General features: G+C 64.7%; 19 protein-coding genes. 6 read left to right on the top strand and 13 right to left on the bottom strand.

Annotated elements, in window-relative coordinates; translation table 11 throughout:
* Positions 1–181: 181 nt before the first annotated feature.
* The 7 genes from ACFW0B_RS22480 to ACFW0B_RS22450 all read right to left on the bottom strand — a co-directional run bounded on the left by ACFW0B_RS22480 (position 182) and on the right by ACFW0B_RS22450 (position 6,277).
* Complete coding sequence (locus ACFW0B_RS22480) at positions 182–406, bottom strand: hypothetical protein (RefSeq protein WP_449151191.1); 225 nt, start codon at positions 404–406, stop codon at positions 182–184.
* 288 nt (positions 407–694) lie between these two features.
* Entirely contained in the window at positions 695–1,984 is a 1,290-nt protein-coding gene (locus tag ACFW0B_RS22475) for a sensor histidine kinase (protein WP_449151190.1), read from the bottom strand.
* Complete coding sequence (locus tag ACFW0B_RS22470) at positions 1,974–2,657, bottom strand: response regulator transcription factor (protein WP_449151189.1); 684 nt, start codon at positions 2,655–2,657, stop codon at positions 1,974–1,976. Before ACFW0B_RS22470 ends, ACFW0B_RS22475 begins: the two co-directional genes overlap by 11 nt.
* Before the next feature lie 192 nt (positions 2,658–2,849).
* Positions 2,850–4,490 (bottom strand): chaperonin GroEL, encoded by a 1,641-nt coding sequence (gene groL, locus ACFW0B_RS22465; protein WP_449151188.1) that lies wholly within the window; start codon positions 4,488–4,490, stop codon positions 2,850–2,852.
* 48 nt (positions 4,491–4,538) lie between these two features.
* The gene (locus tag ACFW0B_RS22460; protein ID WP_028628402.1) at positions 4,539–4,832 is read right to left on the bottom strand and encodes a co-chaperone GroES; all 294 of its coding nucleotides are present in this window, start codon (positions 4,830–4,832) and stop codon (positions 4,539–4,541) included.
* Positions 4,833–5,026: 194 nt separating this feature from the next.
* Complete coding sequence (locus tag ACFW0B_RS22455; RefSeq protein ID WP_449151187.1) at positions 5,027–5,479, bottom strand: FxsA family protein; 453 nt, start codon at positions 5,477–5,479, stop codon at positions 5,027–5,029.
* A gap of 66 nt (positions 5,480–5,545) precedes the next feature.
* Positions 5,546–6,277, bottom strand: a complete 732-nt coding sequence (locus tag ACFW0B_RS22450; RefSeq protein ID WP_449151186.1) for a HugZ family pyridoxamine 5'-phosphate oxidase — start codon at positions 6,275–6,277, stop codon at positions 5,546–5,548.
* 104 nt (positions 6,278–6,381) lie between these two features.
* Here ACFW0B_RS22450 and ACFW0B_RS22445 point away from each other — a divergent pair, with 104 nt between their 5' ends.
* Positions 6,382–7,140: an SDR family oxidoreductase gene (locus tag ACFW0B_RS22445; RefSeq protein WP_449151185.1), complete on the top strand. Its 759-nt coding sequence runs from the start codon at positions 6,382–6,384 to the stop codon at positions 7,138–7,140.
* 182 nt (positions 7,141–7,322) lie between these two features.
* Here ACFW0B_RS22445 and ACFW0B_RS22440 read toward each other — a convergent pair whose 3' ends face one another.
* From ACFW0B_RS22440 to ACFW0B_RS22430, 3 genes are all read right to left on the bottom strand, one after another.
* Positions 7,323–8,279: a PA2778 family cysteine peptidase gene (locus tag ACFW0B_RS22440; protein WP_449151184.1), complete on the bottom strand. Its 957-nt coding sequence runs from the start codon at positions 8,277–8,279 to the stop codon at positions 7,323–7,325.
* Positions 8,279–8,686 carry a PA2779 family protein gene (locus tag ACFW0B_RS22435; protein ID WP_449151183.1) on the bottom strand — a complete coding sequence of 136 codons (408 nt, stop codon included), beginning with the start codon at positions 8,684–8,686 and terminating at the stop codon, positions 8,279–8,281. Before ACFW0B_RS22435 ends, ACFW0B_RS22440 begins: the two co-directional genes overlap by 1 nt.
* Before the next feature lie 147 nt (positions 8,687–8,833).
* Positions 8,834–9,343 carry a DUF3016 domain-containing protein gene (locus ACFW0B_RS22430; protein WP_449151182.1) on the bottom strand — a complete coding sequence of 170 codons (510 nt, stop codon included), beginning with the start codon at positions 9,341–9,343 and terminating at the stop codon, positions 8,834–8,836.
* Positions 9,344–9,590: 247 nt separating this feature from the next.
* On the opposite strand from ACFW0B_RS22430, the gene ACFW0B_RS22425 reads away from it, so the two are divergent.
* Positions 9,591–9,902: a DUF3509 domain-containing protein gene (locus tag ACFW0B_RS22425; protein WP_449151181.1), complete on the top strand. Its 312-nt coding sequence runs from the start codon at positions 9,591–9,593 to the stop codon at positions 9,900–9,902.
* Positions 9,903–9,924: 22 nt separating this feature from the next.
* On the opposite strand, the gene ACFW0B_RS22420 is transcribed toward ACFW0B_RS22425, so the two are convergent.
* Entirely contained in the window at positions 9,925–10,416 is a 492-nt protein-coding gene (locus ACFW0B_RS22420; protein ID WP_449151180.1) for a phosphate-starvation-inducible protein PsiE, read from the bottom strand.
* 209 nt (positions 10,417–10,625) lie between these two features.
* Between ACFW0B_RS22420 and ACFW0B_RS22415 the strand changes: the two genes are divergently transcribed.
* The 4 genes from ACFW0B_RS22415 to ACFW0B_RS22400 all read left to right on the top strand — a co-directional run bounded on the left by ACFW0B_RS22415 (position 10,626) and on the right by ACFW0B_RS22400 (position 14,339).
* Positions 10,626–11,621, top strand: coding sequence for an MBL fold metallo-hydrolase (locus ACFW0B_RS22415; RefSeq protein ID WP_449151179.1), 996 nt, complete (start codon positions 10,626–10,628; stop codon positions 11,619–11,621).
* 108 nt (positions 11,622–11,729) lie between these two features.
* Positions 11,730–11,987, top strand: coding sequence for a YebG family protein (locus tag ACFW0B_RS22410; protein WP_449151178.1), 258 nt, complete (start codon positions 11,730–11,732; stop codon positions 11,985–11,987).
* A 487-nt stretch (positions 11,988–12,474) separates the two neighbouring features.
* Positions 12,475–13,341, top strand: coding sequence for a DMT family transporter (locus ACFW0B_RS22405; RefSeq protein ID WP_449151177.1), 867 nt, complete (start codon positions 12,475–12,477; stop codon positions 13,339–13,341).
* Positions 13,342–13,457: 116 nt separating this feature from the next.
* The gene (locus tag ACFW0B_RS22400; RefSeq protein WP_449151176.1) at positions 13,458–14,339 is read left to right on the top strand and encodes a sterol desaturase family protein; all 882 of its coding nucleotides are present in this window, start codon (positions 13,458–13,460) and stop codon (positions 14,337–14,339) included.
* Here the strand turns inward: ACFW0B_RS22400 and ACFW0B_RS22395 are convergent.
* Positions 14,336–15,013, bottom strand: coding sequence for a helix-turn-helix domain-containing protein (locus tag ACFW0B_RS22395; RefSeq protein ID WP_449151175.1), 678 nt, complete (start codon positions 15,011–15,013; stop codon positions 14,336–14,338). The two genes, ACFW0B_RS22400 and ACFW0B_RS22395, sit on opposite strands and share 4 nt — an antisense overlap.
* 254 nt (positions 15,014–15,267) lie before the next feature.
* Entirely contained in the window at positions 15,268–16,374 is a 1,107-nt protein-coding gene (locus ACFW0B_RS22390) for a dihydrolipoamide acetyltransferase family protein (RefSeq protein WP_449151174.1), read from the bottom strand.
* Position 16,375: the final 1 nt, after the last annotated feature.

Raw genomic sequence — 16,375 nt, 5'->3', positions numbered from 1 at the left:
GAGCAAGATCAATAGGATGCACGGCGGCAGCAGGGAGTGGGGGTTGGTTCGTTTGGCGACTGCCAATTTACCCACTTCCCTGACTGTCAACTCGCTCTTCCCCCAGACTCCGCGAAGAACCTTTTTTCTTGCTGGGTTCATCGCCGGAAACGCGAAACTTCCGGTTTTGCGGAGTTCTCGGTCACTCCTGGCCGCGTAGCCCCTGTGACAGTCCGAACATGAACAGCAGCAGGTTCCGGTCCGGTTGTACATCGGCCTTCACCCGGGCGTTGGGTGGTAGCGGGCAATAACCCAGGCCATTGACGCTGACTACGGCGGGTGAAGGCTCATGCCAGGCAGCCACTGCCAGGGAGGCCAGTCCCAAGGCGCCGACGAGGAACAAAGCTCGCGTGACTTCTAACTTCATGATCGCAACCCCTTGATAGCGCTGCCAAACGCTGCTTCATAACCCTAGATCAGCAACACCCAGTGTGCCCAACCCAGCGACGAATGGTGCCTTTGTCTCCCCTGACCCTGCGCAGGCGCGATGCCCACTGCCAGGCCTCTCCGGCGCCATTTGGCCAGCCGAAAGGTGCCGCCCTGGTGAGGCGGTCGAGGTTAGCAGCCGATTGTTACAGTTCGGGTGAACGGGTGCTTTCGGGCGGGCCGGGGAGTGCTGGCTTGCCACTCTAGCCAGCAACTGGTGAAAAAATCGTCAAGAAGCGGAGTGGGGGTTTCCCTTGAGGTCTACCTCGAATCGGCAACCCGTGGGTTGGGAGGCACTCAGGCTGACGGTCCAGCCCTGGTTGTCGCAGATCCGCTGCACCAGCGAAAGGCCCAGCCCAAGGCCGTCGCCGCGTCTGGCAGGCCCCCGGACGAAGGGGCGGAACATCGCCTCGCGATCCTCCTCGGGAATGCCCACGCCGCTGTCCTCCACCACGAATCCGTCGCCCTTCAGGATCAGGCGGATGCTGCCGCTGTCGGTGTAATGCAGGGCGTTGCGCAGCAGGTTGCCTAGCACCGAGCGCAGGAAGGAAGCGTTGTAGCGCCGCTCCTGGGGTTGCCCCGGCTGGTATTCGAAGCTCAGCCCCTTGTGCTCGATAGCCGCGCGCCATTGGCTGGCGAGATCATCGGCCACGCTGCTCAGGCTCGCCTGGGGCGCCACGCTGGCCTCATCGCTCTGGGAGCGCGCCAGCATCAGGAAGGTCTGCACCAGGTCGCGCATTTCCTCGGTGGCACGAGCGATGCGCCGCACCTGGGCGCGGCCCCGGGCATCGAGGCCGGGGTTCTCCGCCAGCAGTTCACAGGAAGTGGCCAGCACCATCAGCGGTGTACGCAGCTCGTGGCTGACGTCACTGGTGAACAGACGCTCGCGGTGCAGTACCTCATGCAGCCGGCCCAGGGTGTCGTCGAAGGCCTGAGCCAGTTGCCCCACCTCGTCGGAGGCATAATCCGGCGCCAGTGGCGGCGCCATGCCCAGCAACTGGTCACGATGGCGGACCTGGCCGGCCAGGCGCACCACGGGCTCGATGACCTTGCGCGCCAGCAGCCAGCCCAGCAGCAGGGCCAGCACCACGCTGATGCCGAAGCCGACCATCACCACGCGATAGAGCACCTGCTCGCGGGCCTCGAAATCGCTCTGGTCCTGCAGCATCACATAGCGCCGGCCATCGATCTCGCGCACCAGCGCGTGGTAGGAATGCTCCCCCTCGAAGACTTCGTGGAAGCCCAGCTGCAGAGCGGCGAGTTCTTCCGGCAGGGCGTAGGGGCCACGCCCATCGCTGCTGTAGAAACGGGTATCGCTGTCCAGGCTGGGCGTCCGGCCCTGGGCGATGTTCTGGGTCAGGACCCGCGTGAGTTCGTTGTCCAGATCGCGGGAGATCAACTGCTCCTCGATCAGGTGCACCACTTCGATGATCCCCACCGCGAAGGTGCCGCCCACGAGTGCGGTCATCAGTACGAAGGCGATGAGAATCCGTCGAGCGAGGCTCTGCCTAAACTCCATCGTCAGACTCCGCCAGGCGGTAACCCAGGCCATGCATGGTGTGCAGCAGCGGCTTGTCGAAGGGCTTGTCGATCACCTGGCGCAGTTGGTGGATGTGGCTGCGCAGGCTGTCGCTGTCGGGGCAGTCATCCCCCCACAACGCCTCTTCCAGTGCTTCGCGGCGCACCAGGTGCGGGCTCTTCTGCATCAGCACGGCGAGCAGCTTGAGACCGATGGGATTGAGCTTGAGCGCCTTGCCTGCACGGGTGACCTCCAGCGTGTCCAGGTCGTAGCTGAGATCGGCCACCTTCAGGCTGCGTTTGCCGCCGCCCTGGGAACGGCGCAGTACCGCTTCGATACGGGCGGCCAGTTCGGACAAGGCGAAAGGTTTGAGCAGGTAGTCGTCAGCGCCGGACTGGAAGCCCTGGAGCCGGTCGTCCAGGCTGTCACGGGCGGTGAGCATGATCACCGGCGTATCACGTCGGGCATCTTCGCGCAGGCGCCGACAGAGGTTGTAGCCGTCCAGCCCCGGCAACATGATGTCGAGCACGATCAGGTCGTAGTGCTCGCTGCTGGCCAGGTGCAGGCCGGAAAGCCCGTCTCGCGCGCAGTCGACGCTGTAGCCCTTGAGCTCTAGGAAGTCGACCATGTTGGCGAGAATGTCGTGGTTGTCTTCGACCAGCAGGATGCGCATCGGCTCAACTCCATTTAACAGCCCGGTGATGGCCACTTACCGACCAACGCAACTTCGACCGGGAATCGCGTGGGAGTTCCCTGCGGCGCCCGGTCACCGATCATAACCACGCTGCGTGCTCCCGTGCATTTGCGTACACAAGAAAAAGCCCCGCACGAGGCGGGGCTTCTTCGGACCAGGTGGCCGGGTGGCTTACATCATGCCGCCCATGCCGCCCATGCCGCCCATGTCAGGCATGGCCGGGGCCGGCTTGTCGTCGGCCGCTTCGGCAACCATGGCCTCGGTGGTGATCATCAGACCGCCGATGGAGGCCGCAGCCTGCAGGGCGGAACGGGTGACCTTGGCCGGGTCCAGGATGCCCATCTCGATCATGTCGCCGTACACGCCGGTAGCAGCGTTGAAGCCGAAGTTGCCGGAACCCTGCTTCACCTTGTCGACCACGACGCTCGGCTCGTCACCGGCGTTGGCCACGATCTGGCGCAGCGGAGCTTCGACAGCGCGACGCAGCAGGGCGATACCGACGTTCTGGTCATCGTTGTCGCCTTTCAGGCCTTCGATGGCCTGCAGGGCGCGAACCAGGGCTACGCCACCGCCAGGAACCACGCCTTCTTCGACGGCAGCACGGGTAGCGTGCAGGGCGTCTTCAACGCGGGCCTTCTTCTCTTTCATCTCGACTTCGGTAGCCGCACCGACCTTGATCACGGCAACACCGCCGGCCAGTTTGGCCAGACGCTCTTGCAGCTTCTCGCGGTCGTAGTCGGAGGTGGTCTCTTCGACTTGCTTGCGGATCTGGGCAACGCGGGCTTCGATGTCGGACTGGGCGCCGGCGCCGTCGATGATGGTGGTGTTTTCCTTGCTCAGGACAACGCGCTTGGCGTTACCCAGGTGCTCCAGAGTGGCGCTTTCCAGGGACAGGCCGACTTCTTCGGAGATCACGGTGCCGCCGGTCAGGATGGCGATGTCCTGCAGCATGGCCTTGCGACGGTCGCCGAAGCCCGGAGCCTTGACGGCTGCGACTTTGACGATGCCGCGCATGTTGTTCACAACCAGGGTGGCCAGGGCTTCGCCTTCCACGTCCTCGGCAACGATCAGAAGCGGGCGGCCAGCCTTGGCAACGGCTTCCAGCACCGGCAGCATTTCGCGGATGTTGGAGATCTTCTTGTCGACCAGCAGGATCAGCGGGCTTTCCAGCTCGGCGACCATGGTGTCCGGCTTGTTGATGAAGTAAGGGGACAGGTAGCCGCGGTCGAACTGCATGCCTTCAACGACGGACAGTTCGTTTTCCAGGCCCGAGCCTTCTTCAACGGTGATCACGCCTTCCTTGCCAACTTTCTCCATGGCTTCGGCAATGATGTTGCCGATGGAGTCGTCGGAGTTGGCGGAGATGGTGCCTACCTGGGCGATGGCCTTGGTGTCGGCGCAGGGCTTGGCCAGCTCTTTCAGCTGGGCAACGATGGCAGTGGTGGCCTTGTCGATGCCGCGCTTCAGGTCCATCGGGTTCATGCCGGCGGCAACGGCCTTCAGGCCTTCGTTGACGATGGCCTGGGCCAGGACGGTAGCGGTGGTGGTGCCGTCACCGGCAGCGTCGTTGGCCTTGGAGGCAACGTCTTTCACCAGCTGGGCGCCCATGTTCTCGAACTTGTCTTTCAGTTCGATTTCCTTGGCAACGGAAACGCCGTCCTTGGTGATGGTCGGAGCGCCGAAGCTCTTGTCCAGGACCACGTTGCGGCCTTTCGGGCCGAGTGTGGCTTTAACGGCGTCGGCCAGTACGTTCACGCCGACGAGCATTTTCTTGCGAGCGGAATCGCCGAATTTGACTTCTTTAGCAGCCATGGTGATTGATCCTCAATTCTTTGGTATTTGGACGGAGATTTGCGGAACTCAGGCTTCGACGACAGCGAGGATTTCGCTTTCGCCCATCACCAGCAGTTCTTCGCCATCGACCTTGATGGTGTTGCTGCCAGAGTACGGGCCGAACACCACCTGGTCACCGACCTTCACGGCCAGCGGACGCACTTCGCCGTTGTCCAGCAGGCGACCGGTGCCTACAGCGACGACTTCGCCGCGGTTCGGCTTCTCGGCGGCCGAGCCCGGCAGCACGATGCCGCCAGCGGTTTTGGTCTCTTCTTCGCTGCGACGGATGACGACGCGGTCATGCAGAGGACGAAGCTTCATTGTCGATCTCTCCCAATAGTGTTGTTGCTCGACCGGTGCGGGCACCGGTGGGTTGGTAATGTCCGGCGGGGCCGGTTGCGGCGTGTCAGGCGCGCCGCTGAAATCTGACCTGCCCACAGGCAGGAACCTTGCGGTGACGGATACATAGGGGCGCCCGGAACCATTTCAAGGGGCAGCCACAAAAAAAATGCACTTTATTGGTCGCGGCGCTCGTATTCGCCTTCGATCACGTGCGGGCGGGTCTGGCCACTGCGAGCGGCCAGGTCGTCGGCGAAGGCGCGCTGGCGGATGGCCTGGGTTTCGGCGCGCTTGCGCAGGTTGCGGATGAACAGTCGACGGGTGAAGGGGATCAGGCACAGCAGGCCGAAGATGTCGCTGATGAAGCCCGGCAACAGCAGCAGGCCGCCGCCGACGGCGATCAGCAGGCCTTCGAGCATTTCCTGCTCAGGCACCTCACCGCGGGCCAGGCGCTCGCGGGCACGCCAGGCGGTAGCGACGCCGGCCACCCGCAGCAGGACGCTGCCGAGTACGGCGGTACCGATCACCAGCAGCAGGGTCGGCAGGACGCCAATGGCACTGCCGACCTGGATCAGGACGGCCAGCTCGATCAGCGGAAAGAGCAGGAACAGAAAGAGAAAAGCGCGCATCAGGGGATTCCTTGGTGGAAGAACGGCTTCCGGTAAACCGTTAGATGAAGCCGCCCTCCTGCCAATTCAAGCCACCGCCTCACCACTGGTCGGCCAGGACTCGGCGCGAGCCAGCTGTACCAGGGCCTGACGGACCGCACCTGGGTTGTTACAGGATGTTGGGAAGGGCAGCCAGTGAAGCGTCTGACCAATGCGTAGGTGGAATCCCTCAGTGTCGATTCCAACCATCTCTGCGCCGGGATCCTTCGGCAGCCCGGCCAGCTCCACATAGTGGGCGATGGCATTGGCGTGGTCGCTGTTCATGTGTTCCAGCATGGCGACTTCACCCTCGCCGGCGAACGCGTTGGCCAGCACCAGCTGATCCACCCAGTGGATGGCGCCGAATCCGCCGATGAAGCGGGCGCGCACCGGCTCCAGGCACCAGAAATCGAAGTCGTGGGTGCGGTGGTAGTCCACCGCATGGGGGAAATAGCGGTAATAACGGGCGGCGGCGGCTTCCACCTCGGCGCCATCGCTGACCTGCCGCGCTTCGGCCAGCAGGGTCAGGCGGCCGGCGGCCTGAACATCTTCGGCGCCGCGCTCGCCCACCAGCAGGGAACACCGGGGGTCCTTCTGCAGGTTATGGGTGTGCTGGGCGATGCGGCTGATCAGGATCAGCGGCCGGCCTTCGGCATCCAGGCAATAGGGAACCACTGATCCGAAAGGGAAGCCCGGCATGGCTTTGGAATGGGTGGACAACACACCCTGGTATTCCTTGAGCAGCAATTCTCGTGCATGCTTTGCGGCTTTCACGCTCACCTTATGACTCCTCGCAAAGAATCCGTCGGAAACGGACGAGCGACCAGAATAGCGGTTTAAGGTCGTCAGCGGGGGCAAAGCGACAGTTATTCGAGGGGAATCTCATGCAACTCAAAGACAAGGTCATCATCATTACCGGTGGTTGCCAGGGCCTCGGCCGTGCCATGGGTGAGTACCTGGCCGCCAAGGGCGCGAAACTCGCCCTCGTGGACCTGAACCAGGAAAAACTGGATGAAGCCGTGGCCGCCTGCAAGGCCGCCGGTGGCGATGCGCGCGCTTACCTCTGCAACGTGGCCGTCGAGGAACAGGTGACCCACATGGTCGCCCAGGTGGCCGAGGATTTCGGCGCCATCAACGGCCTGGTGAACAACGCTGGCATCCTGCGCGACGGCCTGACCATCAAGGTCAAGGACGGCGAAATGACCAAGATGAGCCTGGCCCAGTGGCAGGCGGTGATCGACGTCAACCTGACCGGCGTGTTCCTCTGCACCCGCGAAGTTGCCGCCAAGATGATCGAACTGAAGAACGAAGGCGCGATCATCAACATCTCCTCCATCTCCCGCGCCGGCAACATGGGCCAGGCCAACTACTCCGCCGCCAAGGCCGGTGTGGCCGCCGACACCGTGGTCTGGGCGAAGGAACTGGCTCGCTACGGCATCCGCGTGGGCGGCGTCGCCCCGGGCTTCATCGAAACCGACATGGTCGCCAGCATGAAGCCGGAAGCCCTGGAAAAAATGACCTCGGGCATCCCCCTGCGTCGCCTGGGCAAGCCGATGGAAATCGCCCACTCAGTCGCCTACATCCTGGAGAACGACTACTTCACCGGTCGTGTCCTGGAACTGGACGGCGGCCTGCGCCTGTAAGGCCCCGCGCCATGCAAAAGCCCCGGAGGTCAGACTGTGTGAAAACCTGGTAGTCCGGGGCCGAGCTTGAAGACAATGCCCGTATCGATCGATACGGGCATTGTCGTTTATGGGCTACATCCAGGGAGAGGCACGCAAGCCGGGCTACGGAACTGCGCTGCCCTTGGCGATTGAAGTCGCCCCTACAGATTCGTCGTTCCGCACACAGGCAACGCGCCACACTGCCCCTTGCCGCTCGCGGTCGCTCCCAGAGGCGCCGCCAGGCGCGGGTCATCAGGCGCCAGTTGCCGCGCACAGGCCCGCGCCTGGCCGGCCTGGGCCGTGCAGCCCTTCTCGTTGAGCACCTCGGACAGGTTGAACCAGCCCAGGGCGTAGTCCGGCTTGCGCTTGAGGCTTTGGCGCAGGGCCGCTTCGGCGCCATCGCGATCCCCCTCGGCATAGCGCGCATTGGCCAGGGCGAAGAGCGGTAGCGGCTCCGTCGGCCAATGCTCGGCCGCCGTGCGATAGGCGCGTTCCGCTGCCGCGCGCTGGGCGGTCTGCTCCAGGTCGCTGGCGGCCTTGATCCAGGGCTCCAGCTGCGCTTCCGCCGGTAGCCTGTCCGCCGGCAGCGTCACCACGGCCCAGCGCTCGGCACGTTGCCAGGTACGGTCGAAGCTGCGCAGGTCAGTCACCCAGCGCTTCTCGGTGCCGGAGCGCAGCACCAGCTCATCCTTGCCGCGGTCATAGCCCACCACCACTGCGAAGTGCCAGCGCGGCAGCCAGTCCAGGCCGAGGTTCTGCATCACCAGCACCGGGTTGCCCGCGGCCACCTGGGCCAGCAAGGCATCCAGGTTCGGCTCCAGCGGGTACACCAGCATGCCGTGCTGACGTGCGGCGGCCACCAGTTCCAGCTTGAGGCTGCCCTGCCGGCCCGGCAGGTAGACCTTCGGCGCCAGTTCCTCGGGCGAAGTCTTCACCCCCCGCTGCACCAACAGGGTAGCCAGCGCTGCCGGGCCGCACTGGTAGATTTCCTGCGGATAGAACGGCGTCTGGCTCAGCTCCACCCGCTCGGGCAGCCTGTCGCTCTGCGGCGGCAGCATGGGTTGCTGCCCGGCGCAGCCCGCCAGGACCAGCACCAGGCCGGCGAGCCAGCCACGCATCAGCGGATGCACTTGATGAAGCTGAAGATGTCAGTGGCGCAGAGCATGTCGGTGATGATGAAGATCACCAGGAACAGCACGATGATCCCCACCCAGCCGCCGGCCGGTTCCTGCTCCAGGCGCTGGTTGAACTGCTGCAGTTCCGCCGGTGTCAGGCTGGCGATCCGCGCCTCCACCTGTTCGCGGGGCACGCCGAGGGATTCGAGCTTCTGCTGCACCTGCTTGTCGTCGAGCATGGCGCGCAACTGGGCCTGGTCGACCGGTTGATGCTGCTGCAGCGGCTGTTCCTGCACGGCTTGCGGTGTACCGATCATGGCGGCCTGGGCCAGCGGCATCTGGGTGAGGAAGACGAACTGGCTCGCGATCAGGACGGAAGCGAGACGACGGTTGCAGGGACGCGAAAGCATGGTGGTTTCTCCATATTTTGTTGCCTGTTGACCACGGAGCGTGTTTGTCGGTTCCAGCTTTCCTACCGCAAGCCAGGAAGATTCTTCGACACTTTCTGATTATTGCTGAAGTCCGCCCGTAGGAACTGACATTCCCTGCCCTGCCAATCAATAGGAAACCGTCCGCTCCTTCGACCCGATATTCCAGCGGAACCAGTCGTCCAGCATGGCCTTCTCGTAGCGCAGGCGGTCGCTGCTGAAGTAGTGGTTGCCGTGTTGCAGGTAGGTCTGGTCGATCACCGTCGCGTCGCGGCTGACCAGGGTCTTGCCATTCTGTTCGAAGCTGTAGTGCAGCTTGATCCGGGGCCAGGTCACTTCGCGCATGAAGCGCACATCCCGGGAGTTCACCCGCCAGGGTTCGTACCGGCCGGCCAGGTCGATATCGAGGATGTCCACCTTGAGCGTCTGCCCGGGTTGCAGGTAGCGCTTGCCGAGCTTCTCGATGTGGGCCTTGAGGTCCTTCAGTACGACGTCATCCGCGCCACGGCCGTAGTCGCGGTGCAGGCGCGCGTCGCTGTACTTCTCCGGATTTCTGAAGCTGACCTCGGTGGAGGATGCCAGCGCCGCCGGCGACAGGATCAGCAGGGCCAGCACGATGAGGGGCAACGTGGGTCGCATGGAACACCTCCTGGCGATGATGCGGGGCACCGCCTGTCTCAGTTTACGCCCGTCGACGGCAATGGAAGCCGCGCCAGTCGGACGGTTCAAGCCCCGGTCAAGAACTATCGACTTGCCAGGAACGGCCCGGATCGGGCCATCCGCGACAGTTGGTCGGAACAGCCCCTGCCGCCGGTCCTGGCGGTTCGAACTTTGCAGTTCTCCGGGCGTCCATCGACTCATCGCTCGACCAACCAGGTAACAGGCCATGTACAACCCCTTCCAGATGCTCACCGACGCGTTCCAGGCTGAATTCCGGGTCAACCTCAGCCTCGTCAGCCCGGACGGCGGCATCTTGCTGACCCTGACCAACGAACGGGGCGTGGCAGCGCGGCGCATGATCAGCGTGGTCCAGCGCAACGACCCGGTCCGCTTGCAGCGGGTGATCGAAAGCATCCGCCTGGGAATCGCCATCGAGAGCGGAAACAAGGTGGGGGAACTGCTCACCCGCATGACCGACGGCCATGTGGCGCCGGTGCGCACCGGGCGGGTGAATGCCGCACAGATAGCGCGCATCTGATGCACGCTATCGGTGCACGGGATCAGGCTTCTTCTTCCACTTCAACCTGGTGACGCAGTTGCCGACGACGGGGCGATGCATCGCTCTGCACCGAAGGGAAGCGCGAGGAGGCATAGCGCACCACCAGGATGGCGAGTGCCAGCAGCAGGATGGCGCCGGACACGAAGACCGCGCCCAGGTCCGGCCGGTGGTGGTGCGAGACATCGGAAATCAGCAGGCGTGTCAGAGCAGTGATCGCCACGTAGATCAGGAAGCGCACCGGCATGTGGTTGGTCTTGAAGTAGATGCCGACCATGGCGCCCAGTTCGAGGTAGATGAACAGCAGCAGGATGTCATCGACCGTGGCGTGGCCCTTGTCCAGCATCCCCAGGAAAGCCACCACGGCGGCCCAGGCGGTGATCCCGCCGATGGCGAACAATGCCAGGTAGTGGAAGCTCTCCACCAGGAGGTTTCCCAGCGACTCGGCCAGGCCATGCACATTTTCGCGCGTTCGTTCAGCCCAGTTGATTTTCACGATACAGCTCCTTGCGACGACGACCCCGATGATGACGGGGAAAGGTGACATTGGGGTTATGCAGGATGGAGGCCGTCCTAACGACTGCGCCACGAGGCAGGTTGTCGCAGCCCTTACCGCCAGGTGCGTCACGCAGGAAAAACTGCGTACTGGACATCACTGGCGATCACCCCGCATAAACACCGCTCATCCCGAAATGGAGCTTCGTCATGAGCCGCCTGCTTCACCCTCGCCACGTTCTTCTCGCAGCCCTCGCCCTGGCCCTGCCTTTCGCTTCGCCGATCACGGCCCAGGCCGCGCCGGTGGCCAAGCAGCAGACCCAGGTACCCGGCTTCTACCGAATGGCCGTGGGCGATCTGGAAGTCACCGCGCTCTACGACGGCTACGTGGACCTCGGCACCAACCTGCTCAAGGGCGCCAGCGCGGAAGATATCCAGAGCCTGCTGGCGCGCATGTTCATCGAGTCCGGCAAGGGCGTGCAGACCGCGGTCAACGCCTATCTGGTCAACACCGGCAAGCAGTTGGTGCTGGTGGATACCGGCTCGTCGAAGTGCTTCGGTCCCACCCTCGGCGGCATCCTCGGCAACCTCAAGGCTGCCGGTTACCAGCCGGAACAGGTGGATAGCGTGCTGCTCACCCACCTGCACCCGGACCACGCCTGCGGCCTGCTGGACGCCGTGGGCAAACCGGCCTTCGCCAACGCCACAGTGTTCGTCACCCGGGATGAAGCCGGCTTCTGGCTGAACCCCGAGGTAGCGGCCAAGGCGCCGGCCGACTCGAAAGCCTTCTTCGAGATGGCGCAGAAGGCCGTGGCGCCCTACCAGGCCGCCGGCAAGCTGAAGACCTACAGCGCGGGCGATGCCCTGGTGGAAGGCGTCAGCTCCGCGCCCTCTCCCGGCCATACCCCCGGCCATACCGGCTACCGGTTCAGCTCCAACGGCCAGGAACTGCTGGTCTGGGGCGACGTGGTGCACAGCCATGCCACCCAGTTCGCCAACCCGGACATCGCCATCGAGTTCGATGTGGATAACGCCAAGGCCATCGCCAGCCGCAAGCAGGTGTTTGCCGCTGCCGCGAAGGACAAGCTCTGGGTAGCCGGCGCGCACCTGCCCTTCCCCGGCCTCGGCCACGTCCGTAGCGAAGGCGAAGGCAAGGGCTATGCTTGGGTTCCGGCGGAATTCGGCCCGATTCGCAGCGATCGCTGAGGCCGGCCGGCAAATGGAAATTTCCTACGGGCTATTTCCATTTGCCATCATTCCGAATACTGTACGCACATCCAGTATTTTCCAACCAATGAAGGTGAGGGGTGATGAATGGCCGTCGAAGTGGTGTACCGCAGCAGTCGCGATCCGGAGCGCCTGTTCATGGATAAGGCCGAAGCCGACCGTTACGACAAGATGCTCGAATTGGCCGAATCCCTGGCCGAGGTCCTGCAGAAGGCGGTGCCGTCCCTGAACGAACAGCAGGTGGAAGACATCGGCATCTTCATGGCCAAGCATCGCGATACCTTCGCCCGCGCCTTCAAGAATCAGCCCGACGCCCTGGCCGAGCTGGAACTGCCCGGCGAGTGATCCGCCCTCTCCCCCGGCCCCTCTCCCTGAAGAGGAGAGGGGTGACTCGCGCCGGATGTGACGAGTAACTCCTGATGTGATGCGGCGGGGAATTGGTCTTTCAGGAGCAGATGCACCAATCAGCTGGGCCCAGGCAGTTCCCCTCCTGCATCACATGTTTTCCCGATTGACGTCCGGCCAAACCCGGTCTAGTTTCGCCAAGTCGCCCTTCCGGGGCCCATCTCCTTCGGCGAATCCCAGATGCCCAACGCAAGCGCCCATTCCGCGATGATCACCGACCCCGTCGGTGCGCGCGTTCGCGCCTGCCTGTCGCCGATGTCCCCACCTGTCGCACCGCCGCTTGCCGTGCGGGCCGGCTTTCCGCCGCCGCCCCTGTACGCGCTGCTCGGCTGATCACCAGCCACTGATACCGCTCCGGTCCTGACCACTTTCGGTCGGCGTTCGCGCGCGCCGGAGCCTGTTGCTGCTCACTGACAGGTGAACATTCATGACGTTGGACAAATCCGTCTGGGGCGCTTTCGCCTCGACTTCACTCTTCGTGTTGCTCTGGAGCAGCGGCGCGATCTTCGCGCGACTGGGCCTGGACCATGCCTCGCCCTTTGCTTTCCTCACCCTGCGCTTCGCCCTCGCCTTCGCCACCTTGCTGCTGGTCTGCGGCTGGCGCGGCCAGGCCCTGCCGCAACCGGGCAGTCGGCTGAAGGTGGCGGGTATCGGCCTGCTGCTGATTGGCGGCTACACCATCTGCTACCTGCTGGCGCTGGACAACGGCATCACCCCCGGCGTGCTCGCGGCACTGCTCGGGGTACAGCCGATCCTCACGCTGCTGGTGTTGGAGCGGCGCTTCTCCCTGGCGCGCCTGCTGGGCCTGGCCATCGCCTTGGGCGGCTTGGTGCTGCTGGTGTGGCAGAGCATCGGCCGGGCGCAAGTCTCCACCCTCGGGCTGGTCTACGCTTTCGCCTCGCTGGGCAGCATGACCTTCGGCGCCATCCTGCAGAAAGGCCTCAAGCAGTCGCCCATGCAGGTCCTGCCCGTGCAGTACGGCGCCAGCTTGCTGGCCTGCCTGCTACTGGTGCCCTACAAGCCCTTCCACTTCGAGGCGACCCTGGACTTCGCCATCCCCCTGCTGTGGCTGGCGCTGGTGATCTCGGTGCTGGCGCAGTTGCTGCTCTACCGGCTGATGCAGGCGGGCAACCTGGTGAACGTCACCAGCCTGTTCTACCTGGTGCCGGTGGTGACGGCGGGGATGGATTATCTCTTCCTCGGCAATACCCTGGCGCCGCTGGGCATGGCCGGGATGGGCGGAATACTCGCGGGGCTGATGCTGGTGTTCAGCGTGGGTAACCGGACCGCGTGACACCGGACCGGGCGATTGCCGCACAAGGGCAATCGCCTGGTCCAACTTGCGCGGTTTGTTCAATTCCCAACGAGCGCAGGACGCGACGCTCAAGGCCCCGAACAAGGAGCCTTCCCATGCGTTCACTCTTCGCCTGCCTCTATGCGCCGCTGTTTTTCTTCGGCTTTCTCGCCGCTGCGCTGTGGATAACCGCCCTGCGTCCAGCCTATTGGCTTGTGGTCCTGCTACTGCCCGCCATCGCCCTGGCCTTCCTCGCCGAAGCCTGGCTGCCCTATGAGCCGCAGTGGAACCGGCCACGAGGAGACCGGTTGCGTGACGGCCTGCATGCGCTGGTGAACGAAACCCTCAACCTGCTGGGCATTTTGGCCATTCCGCTGGCAGCTGCCTGGATACCAAATGCCGTCATGTGGCCCCACCACTGGCCTTTGCCGCTCCAGTTGCTGCTGGCCGTCCCGGTCGCCGACCTCGGCATCACGCTGATGCATTACCTCAGCCACCGCCTGGAACCGCTCTGGCGCCTGCACGCCGTGCATCACAGCGTGCAGCGCATGTACGGGTTCAATGGCCTGATGAAGCACCCGCTGCATCAGGCCGTCGAAGCCCTGGCCGGCACCGCGCCTTTGCTGGTGATAGGAATGCCGGTGCAGGTCGCGGCCTTGCTCGCCTTCGCCATCGCCCTGCAACTGCTCTTGCAACACAGCAATGTGGACATGCGCGTCGGCCCGCTGCGGCACCTGTTTGCCTGGGCGCCGGTGCACCGCTTCCACCACATGAAGTACGGCCGCGCCGGAGACGTGAACTTCGCCCTGTTCTTCAGCTTCTGGGACCGCCTGTTGGGCACCGCCTTCCACAGCGACTACCGCATGGGCGTCGATGACCTCGGTATCGGCAGCCGTCCGGACTATCCCCGCGATTACCTGGCCCAGATGCTCGAGCCTTTCCGCCACCAGCCCCACGGAGCCAGCCCGGAAGCACCGGCCGGATTGCGTCGTGCCTAACCGATGAGTTGCAGCTTCAGCCGCGCCAGGTTGCGGTCGGCGCGGATGCCGAAGGTGGCGCGCATGGTGCGCGAGAAATGCGCGGCATCGGCGAAGCCGGCGTCCAGGGCGGCACGGGTCAGTGACTCGCCTTCCAGGGCCAGGCGCAGCGCCAGGCGCAGGCGGCGCCAGAGCACCAGGCGCCGCACCGAGAGCCCCACCTGGTCGCTGAACAGTCTTTCCAGCTGGCTCAGCGACAGGCAGGCCCGTTTCGCCAGCGCCGCCGCGCTGACCTTTTCCTCCAGCAAGGCATCCACCGTCGCCAGCGCCTTGGCGATGCGCAGGTCCAATCGTTGCCGAGGCGCGGCCAGCAGCAAGCCCGCCAGCGCTTCAAGGTCTGCTGGGGCATCCGCGAGCATCTGGCGCAAGGTCGCCGGACTGAAGGCCAGGGGTTCCGCATAGACGGCGACCACGTCCTGACTGGAGTCCTCGATGGCATGGGCGCGCATCGACTCCACCAGCAGGAAACGCCCGCCACATGGTTCCCCCTCCAGGGTCAGGCGCAATGGCGTGGCCTTGGCCAATAGTGCCTGATGGGCGTAGTGGGCGTGGGGACGCGCGCTGCCTGCAACGCCATCGAGCAGGCAGAAGTCGCGGGCCATCCATAGCGCGCCCTGCCAGGGTGATTCGATCATCGGGGGCCTCCTGCCGGTTCCAGGCAGACAGCAATAGCTGCCGGTTGCCGGTTCGGCAAGGGGTGGGCCGAGGTGACTTGTGGGGGCGAATTCATTCGCGAAATGGACTGGCACAGAGCCGCCGGAAACCACCCTCTCCCCCGGCCCCTCTCCCTGAAGAGGAGAGGGGTGACTCTCGGCGGACCACTGAAGCCAGCTGGCGGCACCTTTCCTGTAGGGGCGAACTCATTCGCCAAGCAGGGCACAGCCCTGCCCTACGGCTGCTCCAGCGCCTGCACCAGCGCTTTCAGGAACCGCGCCGCTTCGCCCCCGGTCACCGCCCGATGGTCGAAGGTCAGCGACAGCGGCAGCACCGGGTGGATTTCCACCTTGCCCTGCCAGGCCACCACCTCGTCGCGGATGCCACCGGCGCCGATGATCGCCACCTGGGGCGGAACGACCACGGGGTTGGCGTAGCGGCCGAACAGGGTGCCGAAGTTGGACAGGGTGATGGTCGCCCCCATCATTTCCTGCGGCGGGATCGAGCGCGCCTTGACGTCGGCCCGCAGCCGCGACATGCCTTCCTTCAGGTCCTCGGCACTGCGCCCGCCGACGTTGCGCAACACCGGGACGAAGAGCCCGTCCGGCGTATCGACGGCAATGCCCAGGTCGATCTTGTCATGCTGGCGGATGGACAGCGCGCGGCCGTCGAACCAACTGTTGAGGATGGGTTCCACCTCACAGGCAGCGGCGATGGCCTTGCTCAGGCGAACCAGCGGGTCGCGGGCTTTCGGCCAGCGGTGCAGGTCGGCGTCGCCGAAGAGGGTCACCGGCACCACCTCGGCATGGGAGCGCGCCATGTTGATCGCCATGCTGCGGCGTACGCCCCGCAGGCGCTCGCCACCGAAGCTGTCGCGGGCGCTTCGAGCGGCCTGTTCCACATCCGTGCGCGTCACCAGGCCGTCGGGGCCGGAGCCGGCCAGGGCGGCCAGTTCAACGCCGAGCTGGCGGGCGAGCTGGCGTACCGCCGGGGTCGCACGCGGCGCCAGGTGTTCGCGGGTGGACGGTGCGGCCCCCACGAAAAAGCTGTCGGCCTGGGCATTGCCGCCGCCTTCCAGGCGTCCGACCACCGTGCCGGCGTCGGCATCCTCGCCCTCGTAGCCCAGCAGCGGTTCGCCGACGTGGAGAATGTCGCCCTCCTTGCCGAAGGTCCTGGCCACCACGCCGTCATGGGGCGCCGGGATATCCACAAGCGCCTTGGCGGTTTCCACCGAGACAAGCAGCTGGTCGGCCTTGACGCTGTCCCCCACCTTCACATGCCACTGGACGATCTCGGCTTCCTGCAGACCTTCGCCCAGGTCGGGCAGTTTGAAGTATTTCATC

Source organism: Metapseudomonas phytobenefica (genome assembly GCF_043392685.1).
GTDB lineage: Bacteria > Pseudomonadota > Gammaproteobacteria > Pseudomonadales > Pseudomonadaceae > Metapseudomonas.
Note: the sequence above shows the minus strand (reverse complement) of the source record. Positions and strands in the feature narration are given on the sequence as shown.